Origin of the sequence: Streptomyces physcomitrii (genome assembly GCF_012273655.1) — a bacterium.
Classification (GTDB): domain Bacteria; phylum Actinomycetota; class Actinomycetes; order Streptomycetales; family Streptomycetaceae; genus Streptomyces; species Streptomyces physcomitrii.
The window spans coordinates 84,194-98,269 of sequence record NZ_JAAWWP010000008.1; the positions used below are offsets into that span (position 1 = coordinate 84,194).

At 72.1% G+C, this 14,076-nt stretch carries 11 protein-coding genes; all 11 read right to left on the reverse strand.

Annotation, left to right across the window (positions count from 1 at the left end; all coding sequences use genetic code 11):
• Positions 1-145 precede the first annotated feature (145 nt).
• Positions 146-1,669: a hypothetical protein gene (locus tag HFV08_RS15020; protein ID WP_210430339.1), complete on the reverse strand. Its 1,524-nt coding sequence runs from the start codon at positions 1,667-1,669 to the stop codon at positions 146-148.
• A gap of 318 nt (positions 1,670-1,987) precedes the next feature.
• Positions 1,988-2,521: a GNAT family N-acetyltransferase gene (locus tag HFV08_RS15025; RefSeq protein ID WP_168539696.1), complete on the reverse strand. Its 534-nt coding sequence runs from the start codon at positions 2,519-2,521 to the stop codon at positions 1,988-1,990.
• Positions 2,522-2,611: 90 nt separating this feature from the next.
• Positions 2,612-4,567, reverse strand: coding sequence for a TIGR03960 family B12-binding radical SAM protein (locus tag HFV08_RS15030; RefSeq protein WP_376770635.1), 1,956 nt, complete (start codon positions 4,565-4,567; stop codon positions 2,612-2,614).
• Positions 4,568-4,763: 196 nt separating this feature from the next.
• Complete coding sequence (locus tag HFV08_RS15035; protein ID WP_168539699.1) at positions 4,764-6,299, reverse strand: CYTH and CHAD domain-containing protein; 1,536 nt, start codon at positions 6,297-6,299, stop codon at positions 4,764-4,766.
• Positions 6,300-6,384: 85 nt separating this feature from the next.
• Positions 6,385-7,584: a rod shape-determining protein RodA gene (gene rodA, locus HFV08_RS15040; RefSeq protein ID WP_168539700.1), complete on the reverse strand. Its 1,200-nt coding sequence runs from the start codon at positions 7,582-7,584 to the stop codon at positions 6,385-6,387.
• The gene (gene mrdA / locus HFV08_RS15045; RefSeq protein WP_168539701.1) at positions 7,584-9,749 is read right to left on the reverse strand and encodes a penicillin-binding protein 2; all 2,166 of its coding nucleotides are present in this window, start codon (positions 9,747-9,749) and stop codon (positions 7,584-7,586) included. Before mrdA ends, rodA begins: the two co-directional genes overlap by 1 nt.
• A gap of 136 nt (positions 9,750-9,885) precedes the next feature.
• Positions 9,886-10,563, reverse strand: a complete 678-nt coding sequence (gene mreD, locus HFV08_RS15050; RefSeq protein WP_168539702.1) for a rod shape-determining protein MreD — start codon at positions 10,561-10,563, stop codon at positions 9,886-9,888.
• A 12-nt stretch (positions 10,564-10,575) separates the two neighbouring features.
• Complete coding sequence (gene mreC / locus HFV08_RS15055) at positions 10,576-11,610, reverse strand: rod shape-determining protein MreC (RefSeq protein ID WP_168539704.1); 1,035 nt, start codon at positions 11,608-11,610, stop codon at positions 10,576-10,578.
• Between the two features lie 157 nt (positions 11,611-11,767).
• Positions 11,768-12,787: a rod shape-determining protein gene (locus HFV08_RS15060; protein WP_168539706.1), complete on the reverse strand. Its 1,020-nt coding sequence runs from the start codon at positions 12,785-12,787 to the stop codon at positions 11,768-11,770.
• 411 nt (positions 12,788-13,198) lie between these two features.
• Positions 13,199-13,612, reverse strand: a complete 414-nt coding sequence (ndk, locus tag HFV08_RS15065; protein ID WP_168539708.1) for a nucleoside-diphosphate kinase — start codon at positions 13,610-13,612, stop codon at positions 13,199-13,201.
• A gap of 83 nt (positions 13,613-13,695) precedes the next feature.
• Entirely contained in the window at positions 13,696-14,076 is a 381-nt protein-coding gene (locus HFV08_RS15070; RefSeq protein WP_040253623.1) for a DUF4233 domain-containing protein, read from the reverse strand.

The following is a 14,076-nucleotide window of genomic DNA, read 5'->3' on the forward strand; positions in this document are numbered from 1 at the left end:
ACCTTCCCAGGGTACGCGCCCCGGCCGCCGCGGTCGCCGGGGCTGTGGACGACGTCCTCGCGGCCTGCTCCCCGGGCCCGCGCCAAGGGTCTCAGGCCGTGTCGTACCGGACCGGCTCGCAGCGCTCGGCGCACCGGACCGGCTCTCAGGCCTTGTCGAACCGGACCGGCTCGGGTGCCGGATCCCGCACGGCGGAGTCCGCCCCGGGCAGCGGCATCGCTAGGCCGGGCTCGGCGGGCGCCCCCGCGGCCGGTTCCACCGCCGGGGTGCGGGGCGCGCCGAAGAGCAGCCTGCGCACCTCCGCCCGGGCCTGCCGGGCGCTCTGCCGGGCGGCGGTCAGGGCCTCCCGCACCCCGGCCCGCGCCTGGCGGACCGTCCGGACCGCCGGGCGCCAGACCGCGTCCCGTACGAAGTGCCCGGCCGGGGTGAGCACCGCGCGGTAGGCCCAGCGGACGGGTTCCACGAAGAGCAGCCGCAGCAGCCTGCCGAGGAGGCGCCCGACCGCACGGGAGATCCGGCCCGCCACCCGCCAGGCGTGGCCGAGGGCGTCACCGATCTCCAGGAGGACCACGACACAGAACCGGGCGACCGGGGCGAGCACCCAGCGCCACAGCGCGAGGAAGGGGACGACGAGGATCCAGCGCAGCAGGAGGCCGAGCCCGCGCACCACGGCCCCGGCGGCGGATCCGAGACCCCGGCCCAGCGGGGTGAGCACCGTGTCCCACAGCCATCCGGCCGCCGCGCCCAGCGCCCCGGCGACCGGCAGGACCACGTACCGCCACAGCCCCGACCACGGCCGGACGAGGACCGCCTTGAGCAGCCACCCCGCGCCGGTGACCAGCGCCCGGCCGCACCACCGCAGGCCCCGGCCCAGTGGGGTGAGCACCTGGGCGTACAGCCAGGCAAGCGGCAGGACCAGCAGGGTGCGCAGGAGCCAGGCCCCGGCGCGGCCGAGCGAGCGGAGGGTGTGGATGAGGGCGTGGCCGAAGGGGGTCAGGAGGCTCCGGTACAGCCACCGCAGCGGGACGACGCACAGCAGATGGCCGAGCCGGGCGAGGGCGTGCCCGAACGGCACCAGCGCGTACCGCCACAGCGCCACCCAGGGCAGGACGAAGAGCGCGCGGGCGAGCCGGCCGATTCCGGTGCCGATTCCGGCGGCCGCCGCGGCGAGCGCGGTGAGCAACCCCCGGCCGCAGCGGGCGAGTCCGCGCCCGAGCGGGATGAGCACCCGGGCGGAGAGCCAGCACAGCGGGGCCACGATCAGGGTCCGGAGCAGCCAGGACAGCGGGGCCACTACGAGGGTGCGGCCGCTCCAGGCCAGGGCGCGGCCGAGGGCCTGGAGCGGAAGGAGGACGAGCACCCGGCCGAGCCAGGCGAGTCCGCGGCCCAGGGCGGCGAGCGGCCGGACGATCAGGGTGTGCCCGAGCCAGGACAGTCCCCGCCCGAGCGGGCGCAGCAGCCGGTCCCTGAGCAGCCGCCCGCCCGCGGTGAGCAGATCCCAGGCCATCCGTACGGGGACCACGAGCACCAGGACGACGATCCGTACCGGCAGCCGGATCGCCACCGCGAGGCAGCCCTCCTCGGCGTGCGGGACCGGTTCGGCATGCCGGACCGGCGACTCGGGACCGCGGCGGGACACCGCCGAGGCGGCTTTGGGGCCGGGGGCCACCGGCACTCCGCCTCGACCGGGAGCCACCGGCACTCCGCCTCCACCGGGGACCGCCCCTTCGCCATGACCGGCAGCGGTCCCTCCCCCGTGACCGGCAGCCAGCACGCCTCCCCCGGAACCGGGAACCGGCGCGCCTCCCCCGGAACCGAGAGCCGACGCGCCTCCCCCGTCACCGGGGACCGGCACCTCGCCCCCGTCACCGGAAGCCCGCGCCCCGGCCCGGCTGCCGGGCCCCGGCCCCCCGGCCTCGCCGGTCGTGGGCTCGTCGGGTGGTGGGCCGTGCGGGGGCCGGTGTGTGTCCATGGGGGCGAAGACGCCTCAGGCGGCCGTATGGATCCAGTAGCGGAGACTTCCGTTTCTGTTGTCCTCGAAGCGGCCGCCGCAGGCCTCTATCACCTTGCGGGAGGCGGTGTTGGACTCCGCGCAGGTCAGCAGCGCGGGGTCGACGCCGAGCCGGTGGGCGTGCGGGAGGGCGGCGCGGAGCATGGCCTTGCCCTGCCCGTGGCTGCGGACGCTCGGGCGCACCGAGGCGACGAGGTGGCCGCCGTGGTCGAGCAGCGCCGGGGTGAGCCGGTGCCGGATGAACAGGGTGCCGAGGTGCTCCTCGCCCTCGGTCCACCACAGGACCGTGGCGGGGACCGGGAGTTCGGGCGGCAGGCGGACGCCCTCGGCCCAGCCGCGCAGTTCCTCGACGAAGGCGGCGAAGCCCTCGGCGCTCTCCCACCGCTTGCCGTGGCGGGCGATGATCCCTCGGGTCAGCGGCCCCGGCCCACCGGGAGCCGCGGCGACCTCGGCGGTGGTGGCGAGAAAGGACCGGTGGAAGCGCGGGTCCGGCTGGCTCAGTTCGGGCATGCTGCCGATTCTCGCCCCTGCCGCCCCGCGGACAGCAGGCGGGTCCGGCCGAAAGCTCCCGGCCGGACCCGAACTGCCTGTGTCATCGGGCTACTTGACGACGGTCAGCGGCAGCAGCTTCTTGCCGGTGGGGCCGATCTGGATGGAGGTGTCCATCTGCGGGCACACCCCGCAGTCGAAGCAGGGGGTCCAGCGGCAGTCCTCGACCTCGGTCTCGTCGAGGGCGTCCTGCCAGTCCTCCCAGAGCCAGTCCTTGTCCAGGCCCGAGTCCAGGTGGTCCCAGGGCAGGACCTCCTCATAGCCGCGCTCGCGGGTGGTGTACCAGGCGAGGTCCACGCCGTAGCCGGGCAGCACCTCCTCGGCGCAGCGCATCCAGCGGGCGTACGAGAAGTGCTCGCGCCAGCCGTCGAAGCGGCCGCCGTCCTCGTAGACGGCGCGGATGACGGCGCCGATGCGGCGGTCGCCGCGGGAGAGCAGGCCCTCGACGATGCCGGGCTTGCCGTCGTGGTAGCGGAAGCCGATGGAGCGGCCGTACTTCTTGTCGCCGCGGATGCGGTCGCGCAGCTTCTCCAGGCGGGCGTCGGTCTCCTCGGCGGAGAGCTGCGGCGCCCACTGGAAGGGGGTGTGCGGCTTGGGCACGAAGCCGCCGATGGAGACGGTGCAGCGGATGTCGTTGGAGCCGGAGACCTCGCGGCCCTTGGCGATCACGTTCATCGCCATGTCGGCGATCTGCAGGACGTCCTCGTCGGTCTCGGTGGGCAGTCCGCACATGAAGTAGAGCTTCACCTGGCGCCAGCCGTTGCCGTAGGCGGTGGCGACGGTGCGGATCAGGTCCTCCTCGGAGACCATCTTGTTGATGACCTTGCGGATGCGCTCGGAGCCGCCCTCGGGGGCGAAGGTGAGTCCGGAGCGGCGGCCGTTGCGGGTCAGCTCGTTGGCGAGGTCGATGTTGAAGGCGTCGACCCGGGTGGAGGGCAGGGACAGGCCGATCTTGTCCTCGGTGTACCGGTCCGCGAGTCCCTTGGCGACCTCGCCGATCTCGCTGTGGTCGGCGGAGGACAGCGAGAGCAGGCCGACCTCCTCGAAGCCGGTGGCCTTCAGGCCCTTGTCGACCATCTCGCCGATGCCGGTGATCGAACGCTCGCGCACCGGGCGGGTGATCATCCCGGCCTGGCAGAAGCGGCAGCCGCGGGTGCAGCCGCGGAAGATCTCCACCGACATCCGCTCGTGCACGGTCTCCGCGAGCGGGACCAGCGGCTGCTTCGGGTAGGGCCACTCGTCGAGGTCCATCACGGTGTGCTTGGACACCCGCCACGGCACGCCCGAACGGTTCGGTACGACACGGGAGATGCGGCCGTCCGGCAGGTACTCCACGTCGTAGAAGCCGGGCACGTACACCCCGCCGGTCTTCGCCAGGCGCAGCAGGAGCTCCTCGCGGCCGCCGGGGCGGTCCTCGGCCTTCCAGGCGCGGATGATCTCGGTGATCTCCAGGACGGCCTGCTCGCCGTCGCCGATGACGGCGCAGTCGATGAACTCGGCGACGGGCTCCGGGTTGAAGGCCGCGTGGCCGCCGGCCAGGACGATCGGGTCGTCGAGGCCGCGGTCCTTCGCCGCCAGCGGGATGCCCGCGAGATCGAGGGCGGCGAGCATGTTGGTGTAGCCCAGCTCGGTGGAGAAGGAGAGGCCGAAGACGTCGAAGGCGCGCACCGGGCGGTGCGAGTCGACGGTGAACTGCGGCACCGCGTGCGCGCGCATCAGCTCTTCGAGGTCCGGCCAGACGCTGTAGGTGCGCTCGGCGAGGACGCCCTCGCGCTCGTTGAGCACCTCGTAGAGGATCATGACGCCCTGGTTGGGCAGGCCGACCTCGTAGGCGTCCGGGTACATCAGCGCCCAGCGGACGTCGCAGGACTCCCAGGGCTTGACGGTGGAGTTGAGTTCGCCGCCGACGTACTGGATCGGCTTCTGCACATGCGGGAGCAGGGCTTCGAGCTGGGGGAAGACCGACTCGGCCGCTGCGGGCGAGCCGGTGGGGGGCGCAGACGCCACTGAGACCGCTTCCACTGCTTCGGCAGACATTCCGGGAACCTTCGTGAGCTGGCTTACGGGCATTCCGCCGCCGAGGGCACGGGACGGGTGACCCTCAAGACTACGGGTGACCCTCAAGACTAACGTGACGGAACGGGCCGCCCGCACGCCGAGCGGCCCGGCCCCCGCCCGGCGCACCGGGGACCGGGCCGGGACCTCACTTCTTGTGCCGGAGCCGTCTCCCGCTGTGCTCGACGCGCTGCCAGGCCGCGGGCACCTCGCTCTCACAGCGGGCGGCGGCCCGCTCCTCGCGCCCGTAGAGCAGGCCGTAGGTGAAGGCGTTCTCGCCCGCCGTCTCGGCCGCGGCGGCGAGTTCGCGCAGGCGGTCCCGGGCGACCACCCCGTCCTGGTGCTCGCCGAGCAGCTTCTGGAGCTTCTTGACGTCCTTGGCCAGCCTCTTCGCCGGGGGGCCGAGCAGTTCGGTGGCGGCCTCGGCGGCGTAGCGGGTGCGCTTGGCCTTCTTGCGGGCCTCGTGCAGGGCGAGGTCGCGCTCCGGGCCCGGGGCGGTGGCGGCGGCCTGCTCCAACCGGCGCCGCAGCCGGGCCAGTTCACGGCCGAGGGCCTTGCGGTAGACCTTGCGCGGCGGACCGCCGGCGGCCTTGCGGAACGGCGGGTCGGCGAGGAGGGCGTCGAGCCGGTCGAGGAGCGCGAGGTAGCGCTCGCTGTCGAGGGCGGCCGCCACCTGCCCGCGGGAGCCGCCGCGGTTCTCGCCCGCCCACTGGCGCAGCCGCTGCGGCACCGGCCCCTCGACCAGCTCCGGCGCCAGCTCCGCCAGGTGCGCGCCGAGGCGTTCGGTGAGCACCTCCAGGTCGCGGTCGGCGCCGAGTTCGCCCGCGAGCCACTTCAGCTCCGCGCCGAGCGGCTCGGTCACCTCCCGGTCCAGGAGGTCCGCGTAACTGCGCAGGGCGCTGCGCAGCCGCCGGGTGGCCACCCGCATCCGGTGCACGGAGTCGGGCAGTTCGCGGCGTACGGCGGGGTCGAGGTGGACGAGGGTCTCGCGCTGGGCGCGCAGATAGCCGAGGAGGCGGGCGCCCGCCCGGCCGGGCGGCTCCGCGGCCGGGGTCCCGGGCGGCTCGGGGGCGGTCCGCTCGGGAGCGGTCCGCGCCAGGGCGGTGGCGAGCTTGGAGGGGGAGGCGGCGCGGCGCAGGCCCGCCTTGCGCAGCCGCTTGTCGAGCTTGTCGAGCAGGGCGGGCGGCGCCCCCTCGGCGAGTTCGACCTCGGCCTCGGTCCACTCCGCGCTCGCCCCGCCGAGGCGTTCGGCGAGCACCCGGTCCACCGAGGCCTCGGCGAGCAGGGTGCCCCGGGCGTCCACCAGGTGGTGCAGCTCGCGCACCGAGACCAGCCTGACCAGCGGGACCAGGGCGGCGCCGCGGGTGAACCCGCGTACCAGGGCGGCGAGTTCGGCGGGGACCTCGGGGGCGAGCGGTGCCTGGATCTCCTCGCGGACGTCGGCGGCGAGGGGGAGTTTGAGGTGCCAGCCCTCGTCCTCGCCGCCGGTGCGTCTGCGCAGGGTCAGTCCGCCCGCGGCCAGCCGCGCGTCGGCGGTGTCGAAGTAGAGGGCGTCCAGCTCCCGGACACCCTGGTCCCGTACGGCATGGACCGGCCCCGTACCACCGAGTTCGGGCAGGCTGAGGCTCCCGGAGCCCGGCGGGCCCTGGTACTTCCGCTCGATCTCCCGCTTGGAGTGCGCCATACCCCGAACCTAGCGGCGAAAGGGGCAAAGCGGCAGGCCCCCTGCGGGAGGGGGCCTGCGGTCTGTCCTTCGCGTGCGAGGGGTGTCAGGCCGACATCGGACGCTGGACCCTGATCGACTGGAGCAGCCCTATGGCGATCCACACCGCGAACATCGAGGTGCCGCCGTAGGAGACGAAGGGCAGCGGCAGACCGGCGACCGGCATGATGCCGAGGGTCATACCGATGTTCTCGAAGGCCTGGAAGGCGAACCAGGCGATGATCCCGGCGGCCACCACCGTGCCGTACAGCTCGGTGGTCTCGCGGGCGATCCGGCAGGCCCGCCAGAGCAGGACGGCGAGGAGCAGGATGATCGCCCCGGCGCCGACGAAGCCCAGTTCCTCGCCCGCGACCGTGAAGACGAAGTCGGTCTGCTGCTCGGGCACGAACTGCCCGGTGGTCTGCGAGCCGTGGAAGAGGCCGGTGCCGGTGAGGCCGCCGGAGCCGATCGCGATCCGGGCCTGGTTGGTGTTGTAGCCGACGCCCGCCGGGTCCAGCTCGGGGTTGGCGAAGGCGGCGAAGCGGTTGATCTGGTACTCGTCGAGCACGCCGAGCTGCCAGACGGCGAGCGCCCCGAGCGCGCCGGTGCCGATCAGCCCGAAGACCCAGCGGTTGGAGGCGCCGGAGGCGAGCAGCACGCCGAGCACGATCAGCACCATCACCATGACCGAGCCGAGGTCGGGCATGAGCAGCACGACCAGGATCGGCACCGCGGCGAGGCCGAGCGCCTGGAGCACGGTGCGGTGGTCGGGGTGCTCGCGGTCGCCCGCGTCCACCCGGGCCGCGAGCAGCATCGCCATGCCGAGGATGATGGTGATCTTGCAGAACTCGGAGGGCTGCAGCGAGAACCCGGCCGGGAAGACCAGCCAGGCGTGGGCGCCGTTGATGGTGGCGCCCATCGGGGTGAGCACGAGCAGCACCAGGAAGAGCGAGACGCCGTAGAGGATCGGCACCACGGTGCGCAGACCGCGGTGGCCGAGCCAGAGGGTGCCGACCATCAGGGCGAGGCCGATCCCGGTGTTCAGCAGGTGCCGGACCAGGAAGTAGTAAGGGTCGCCCTGGTTCAGCTCGGTGCGGTTGCGGGTGGCCGAGTAGACCAGGGACGCACCGATCAGGGAGAGCGCGAGGGCCGAGAAGATTATCGGCCAGTCGAGCCTGCGCGCCGGGGAGTCGCGGGCCAGCAGCCGCGACATGGTGGAGCGCTCCGGGCCGTAGCCCGGGACGGAGAAGCCTCCGGCACCGGCCATCAGTCCCGCCTTCCGGTCAGCGGCGGCCCGCCGAGGGCGAGCTGCTGCTCCTCGGCCGGGTCCTTCGGCTTCTTCTTGCCCGGGTACTCGTCGACCTTCGGGGCGTCCATGGTGCCGTCGGGCTCGATCTTCGGCAGCTCCTTCTGCGGCTTGGGCAGCAGCGCCTTGCTGCCTCCCTGGCCGTAGAGGGCGTCGTAGATCTTGCGCACGGCGGGGCCGGAGGCGCCGGAGCCGGTACCGCCCTGGGCGATCGTCATGACCACCGAGTAGTCCTTGGTGTAGGTCGCGAACCACGAGGTCGTCTGCTTGCCGTAGACCTCGGCCGTACCCGTCTTGGCGTGCATCGGGATCTTGTCCTGCGGCCAGCCGCCGAATCGCCAGGCGGCGGTACCGCGGGTCGCGACTCCCGCGAGGGCGTCGTCTATCTCGTCGCGGGTCTTCTTGCTGAACGGCAGCTTCCCGTGCGGGACGGGCGCGATCTCCTTGACCTGCTTGCCGTCCGGGCTGACCACCGCCTTGCCGACGCTCGGGTTGTACAGGGTGCCGCCGTTGGCGATCGCGGAGTAGATGGTCGCCATCTGGATCGGGGTGACCAGGGTGTCGCCCTGCCCGATCGAGTAGTTGACGGAGTCACCGGCGCGCATCTTCATGCCCTCGAGGCAGTTCTCGTACGCGATCTTCTGGGCGTAGCTGCCGTTCTTCTTGCCGGAGCGGCACCAGGAGGCCTTGTTGGCCTCGTAGTAGTCCTTCTTCCACTGGCGGTCGGGGACCCGGCCGGTGACCTCGTTGGGCAGGTCGACGCCGGTCTCCTTGCCGAGGCCGAACTCATGGGCCGTCTTGAAGAACCAGTCCTTGGTGTTCTTCTTCGGCTTGGTGCCGCCGTCCTTCTTCCACTCGTTGTGCGCGAGCCCGTAGAAGACGGTGTCGCAGGAGACCTCCAGGGCGCGGCCGAGGCTGATCGGGCCGTGGTTCTCCGACTCGAAGTTCTTGAAGACCTGGCCGCCGATCGAGTACGAACTGGTGCAGGGGTAGCGGCCGTTGAAGGAGTACCCGGCCTGCACCGCGGCGGTGGTCGAGATGACCTTGAAGATGGAGCCGGGGGCCGCCTGGCCCTGGATGGCCCGGTTGAGCAGCGGATAGTTCGACTTCTTGCCGGTGAGCTTCGCGTAGTCCTTGCCGGAGATGCCGCCCACCCAGGCGTTCGGGTCGTAGCTCGGGTTGGAGGCCATCGAGACGATGCGGCCGGTCTTGTTCTCCATGACGACGACGGCGCCGGAGTCGGCCTTGTAGTTGGTGCCGGTGTTCCGGTCGTGCTGGGTACGGGCCTCCTTCATGGCCTCGTTCAGCTCGTACTCGGCGACCCGCTGCACCCGGGCGTCGATGCTGGTGACCAGATTGGCGCCGGGCTCCGCCTTGTCGTTCTTCGCCTGGCCGATGACGCGGCCGAGGTTGTCCACCTCGTAGCGGGTGACGCCCGCCTTGCCGCGCAGCTCCTTGTCGTACTGGCGCTCCAGACCGCTGCGGCCGACCTGGTCGGAGCGGAGGAACGGCGAGTCGGTGTCCTCGGCCTTCTTGATCTCCTCGTCGGTGACCGGGGAGAGGTAGCCGAGCACCTGGGCGGTGTTGGACTTGCCGGGCGCCGGGTAGCGGCGGACCGCGGTCGGCTCGGCGGTGATGCCGGGGAAGTCCTCGGCGCGCTCGCGGATCTGCAGGGCCTGCTTGCTGGTGGCCTCGTCGGTGATCGGGATCGGCTGGTACGGGGAGCCGTTCCAGCAGGGCTTGGGGGTCTTGGCGTCGCAGAGGCGGACCTTCTCCCGGACGTCCTTCGGCTTCATGCCGAGGATGCCGGCGAGCTTGGTCAGCACGGCCTCGCCGTCGTCGGGCATCTTCATCAGCTTGGTGCGGGAGGCCGAGACGACCAGGCGGGTCTCGTTGTCGGCGAGCGGCACCCCGCGGGCGTCCAGGATCTCGCCGCGCACGGCGGGCTGGACGACCTGCTGGACGTGGTTGCCGGAGGCCTCCTCGGCGTACTCGTCGCCGTTGCGGACCTGGAGGTACCACAGGCGTCCGCCGAGCGTGAGCAGCAGGGAGACGACGAGGATCTGGATGACGACCAGGCGGATCTGCACCCGCGGGGTGCGGCCGGTCTCCGGGATGTTGGTCATGGGCGGGGTCCACTCCCCGGCAGGTGCGCGGACGGGCGGTACGTCACGGCTGCCTCCCCTCAGTCGGTGCGTTCGCTACGGGAACGGGGGCGCGGGCCGGCCGGCGGGCCCCCGCGCTCCGTGCGTCTGCTGCTGCTCACAGCCGCTTGACCCCCTTGATGCGTCCGGCGCGGGCGACCCTGGCCCGGGTGGCGCGTGCCTTGAAGGAGCCGCGCTGCTTGCCGATGCTCAGTCCGGTCCCGGCGGAGAGCCAGCCCGCGGCGACGTCCTTGGTGGCGGCGGCGCCGGAGCCGCCGTTCTCGGTGACCGGGTCGCGTTCGGTGCGCCGCGCCAGGGCGACGATCAGCGGCACCGTGAACGGCGCGAGCAGCAGGTCGTACAGGGCGGCGGTGAACAGCAGGCTGCCGAGGCCCACATGGCGGGCCGCGCTGTCCCCGACCAGGGCGCCGACCAGGGCGTAGAGGAGGGTGGAGCCGACGGCGGCGGCCACCACCACGGCCATCGGGCCGAGCGCGGAGCGCAGTTGGCCCTTGTCCGGCTTGAAGAGCCCGGCGACGTAGCCGATGACGCAGAGCACCAGGGCGTAGCGCCCGGCGGCGTGGTCGGCGGGCGGGGCGATGTCCGCGAGCAGTCCCGCGCCGAAGCCGATCAGGGCCCCGGCGGTGTGGCCGTAGACCAGGGCGAGGCCGAGCACGGTGAGCAGGAGGAGGTCGGGTACGGCGCCGGGCAGTTGCAGCCGGGCGAGGACGCTCACCTGGATCATCAGGGCGAGCACCACCAGGGCGGTGGACAGGAGCACTCGGTTGACGCGCACGGTATCCAGCTCCTACTGCTCTTGCTCGGCCGGTTCGGCGGGCTGTCCCGCCTGCTCCGGCTCCACGGGGCGGGCCGGGTCCCGGGCGCCCTGCTCCTGCGGTTCGTTCGGGCCCTCGGGTGCGTCCGGGTCGCCGTCCTGTCCGGGGGTGGCCGTCACGGTCACCGTGGGCGTGGGCTTGGCCTCGGGCTTGTCCGGCAGGACGGTGTCGCGGGGGTCGGTGCGGGGCGCGGTGACGACGACGCCCACCACGTCCAGGCGGGAGAAGCCCGCGTACGGCTCCACGTAGACGGTGCGGGTGAGGTCGCCGCCGGAGGGGTCGACGCGGGTGATGCGGCCGACCGGGACGCCCGGTACGAAGGGCTTGTCGCCCTGCGAGCCGAAGGTGACCATCCGGTCGCCCTTCTTGACCTTGGCCTTGGAGTTCAGCAGCTGCACCCGCATCGGGCCGTTGCCGCCGCCGGAGGCGAAGCCCAGCTCGTCGGACTTCTCCAGGCGGGTGCCGACGGTGAAGTCGGGGTCGTTGGCGAGCAGCACGGTGGAGGTGCCGGGGCCGACCGTGGTGACCCGGCCGACCAGACCGTCGGCGTTGAGCACCGTCATGTCGCGCTTTATGCCGTCGCCGGAGCCGGCGTCGATGGTGACCGTCCAGGAGAAGCCCTGTGCGGCGCCGATGCCGATGACCTCGGCGCCCTTGATGCCGTACTGCCCGGCGCCCGCCTTCTTCAGCATGCCGTCGAGCTGCCTGACCCGGCTGCGGTTGCGGTCGTCGCTGCCGAGCTTGGCCTTCAGGGCGGCGTTCTCCCGCTCCAGGTCGGCGATCCGGTCCTCGCTGGCGCCGGAGTCCTTGACCGCGCCGACCGCGTTGCCGACCGGGTCGACGGCGGAGGAGACGCCGTCCTCCACCGGGCCGAAGACGGCCGCGGCGCCGCGACGGGCCCCGTCGACCGGTGAGTCCTCGCCGCCCCGGATGTCCACCGTGATCAGCGCGAAGGCGATCGCGATCAGCAGCACCAGGAGCAGACGGCTCTCTCGTGTGTCCCTCACGTGCGGCGGCCGTGCCTTCCTCGTAGGAATGTGTGTGGCTTATGCCTCTATACCAACGATCCGCCGCCCTCGCGGGCACCTGTGGACGCCGGTTCCGGGAGGGACGGGTCCTCCCGCTTCCCCCATCCGGCGCGAACCGGACGGGGTACGGGCGGAGTCAGCCGCGGCGCGGCTGCGCGTCCAGGACCTGCTGGAGCGCCTCGAACTCCTCGACGCACTTGCCGCTGCCGAGCGCCACGCTGTCCAGCGGGTCCTCGGCGATGTGGATCGGCATGCCGGTCTCGGCGCGCAGCCGCTCGTCGAGGCCGCGGAGCAGGGCGCCGCCGCCGGTGAGCACGATGCCGCGGTCCATGACGTCGCCGGAGAGCTCCGGCGGGCACTTGTCGAGCGTCGTCTTGACCGCGTCGACGATCGCGTTGACGGGTTCCTCCATGGCCTTGCGCACCTCGGCCGCGGAGACCACCACGGTCTTCGGGAGCCCGGAGACGAGGTCACGGCCGCGGATCTCGGTGTGCTCCTCCTCCGTCTCGAAGGCGGAGCCGATGGTGATCTTGATCTGCTCGGCGCTGCGCTCGCCGAGGAGGAGGGAGTACTCCTTCTTGATGTGCTGGATGATCGCGTTGTCCAGCTCGTCGCCCGCGACCCGGATCGACTGGGCCGTGACGATCCCGCCGAGCGAGATCACCGCGACCTCGGTGGTGCCGCCGCCGATGTCGACCACCATGTTGCCGGTGGCCTCGTGCACCGGCAGTCCGGAGCCGATCGCCGCGGCCATCGGCTCCTCGATGATGTGCACCTGGCGGGCACCGGCCTGCGAGGAGGCCTCGATGACGGCGCGGCGCTCGACGCCCGTGATGCCCGAGGGCACACAGACCACGACGCGCGGGCGGGCGAGGTAGCGACGCTTGTGGATCTTGAGGATGAAGTAGCGCAGCATGCGCTCGGTGATTTCGAAGTCGGCGATGACGCCGTCCTTCAAAGGACGCACGGCGACGATGTTGCCGGGGGTCCGGCCGATCATCTTCTTCGCTTCGGCGCCGACCGCGAGGATGCCACCGGTGTTGGTGTTGATCGCGACGACGGACGGTTCGTTGAGGACAATCCCTCGGCCCCTGACGTACACCAGCGTGTTGGCGGTCCCGAGGTCGACAGCCATGTCACGGCCGATGAACGACATCTTGTTCCCCATGAGGATGCGACTGGCCTTCCCGTGAGCTTGCGGCTTTTCAGGACGGCGAGGTGGGTGCTGCGGTGAAGGCTTACATCGTAAGGGCGCCCGCACAATCACAGCGCAAGGGTCTTCGCCATTGTCAGCAGATGTACGCCCGCTCCGCTTGTGGGAACGAGCCATCAGGGGAACGGGTTCCCCCGATCGGGAGGCCTATGCCGGGCGGCGGAGGTTTTTCTCCTCCGGTGCAGGTCACGACCATTACACGGCTGACGAAGCGTCAGAAAACAGTGGGATTACCACGACCGCCCGGGCGCGTCGCGCACGACACCCGGGTCATGGACGGGCAAATTCCGGCGCGCGCCGCAATTCGCGCGGCACACGCCGGACAAGCCGGATGCACGGGTAATTGGGGACGGCTCAGGCGAGGCCGGGGAAGAAAATCTTCAGCTCGCGCTCGGCGGACTCCTCCGAGTCCGAGGCGTGGATGAGGTTTTCCCGGGTGATCGTGCCGAAATCACCCCGGATGGACCCGGGCTCCGCCGCGATCGGGTCGGTGGGCCCGGTCAGCCGGCGCACTCCCTCGACGACCCGCTCGCCCTCGACGACGAGCGCCACCACCGGTCCGGAGGACATGAACTCCACCAGCGGCTCGTAGAAGGGCTTGCCCACGTGCTCGGCGTAGTGCTGCTCCAGGGTGTCGCGCTCCAGGGTGCGCAGCTCCAGCGCGCCGAGCGTCCAGCCGGCCTTGGCCTCGATCCGGCCGAGGATCTCGCCGACCAGGCCGCGACGGACCGCATCGGGCTTGAGCAGGACGAGGGTGCGCTGGCTCACGGGGGTGCTCCTTCGGTGACAGGTGTGCGGAGATCAGAGGCTACAGGGCGTGTCGCGGCGCCTCGTCCCCGGCTGACCACCCGTCACGCGGACTCGGGGGTGCCGCCCGCCGCGGCCTCCGCGGCGAGCTTCTCCTCGTACGCCGCGCGCTGGGCCTTGGCCACGTCGACCTTGCGGCCGTAGTGGATGCCCGCCCACCACAGCCCGGTGAAGCAGGCACCGAGGAAGAACATCACCGGCACCACGAAACCGCTGGCCAGCAGGCCGATCTGCAGCGCCCATCCGAGGGCGAGCGCGCCCGGCCGGGTGAGCACCCCGCACAGCAGCACGCACAGGGCCATGGCGATGCCGCTGACCGTCCAGACGGTGGCCTGGCCGAGGTCCGGGTCCTTCATCGCGACCAGGGCGGCGAAGCCGATCACGAAGAACTCGGCGATCAGCGTGGTGGCACAGAGCGTACGCAT

Coding starts and splice junctions, on each gene's coding strand:
- HFV08_RS15025 (WP_168539696.1), bottom strand. CDS start 2,521: ATGCCCGAACTGAGCCAGCCGGACCCGCGCTTCCACCGGTCCTTTCTC.
- HFV08_RS15035 (WP_168539699.1), bottom strand. CDS start 6,299: ATGGCGCACTCCAAGCGGGAGATCGAGCGGAAGTACCAGGGCCCGCCG.
- rodA (WP_168539700.1), bottom strand. CDS start 7,584: ATGGCCGGTGCCGGAGGCTTCTCCGTCCCGGGCTACGGCCCGGAGCGC.
- mrdA (WP_168539701.1), bottom strand. CDS start 9,749: ATGACCAACATCCCGGAGACCGGCCGCACCCCGCGGGTGCAGATCCGC.
- HFV08_RS15060 (WP_168539706.1), bottom strand. CDS start 12,787: ATGTCGTTCATCGGCCGTGACATGGCTGTCGACCTCGGGACCGCCAAC.
- HFV08_RS15070 (WP_040253623.1), bottom strand. CDS start 14,076: ATGCGTACGCTCTGTGCCACCACGCTGATCGCCGAGTTCTTCGTGATC.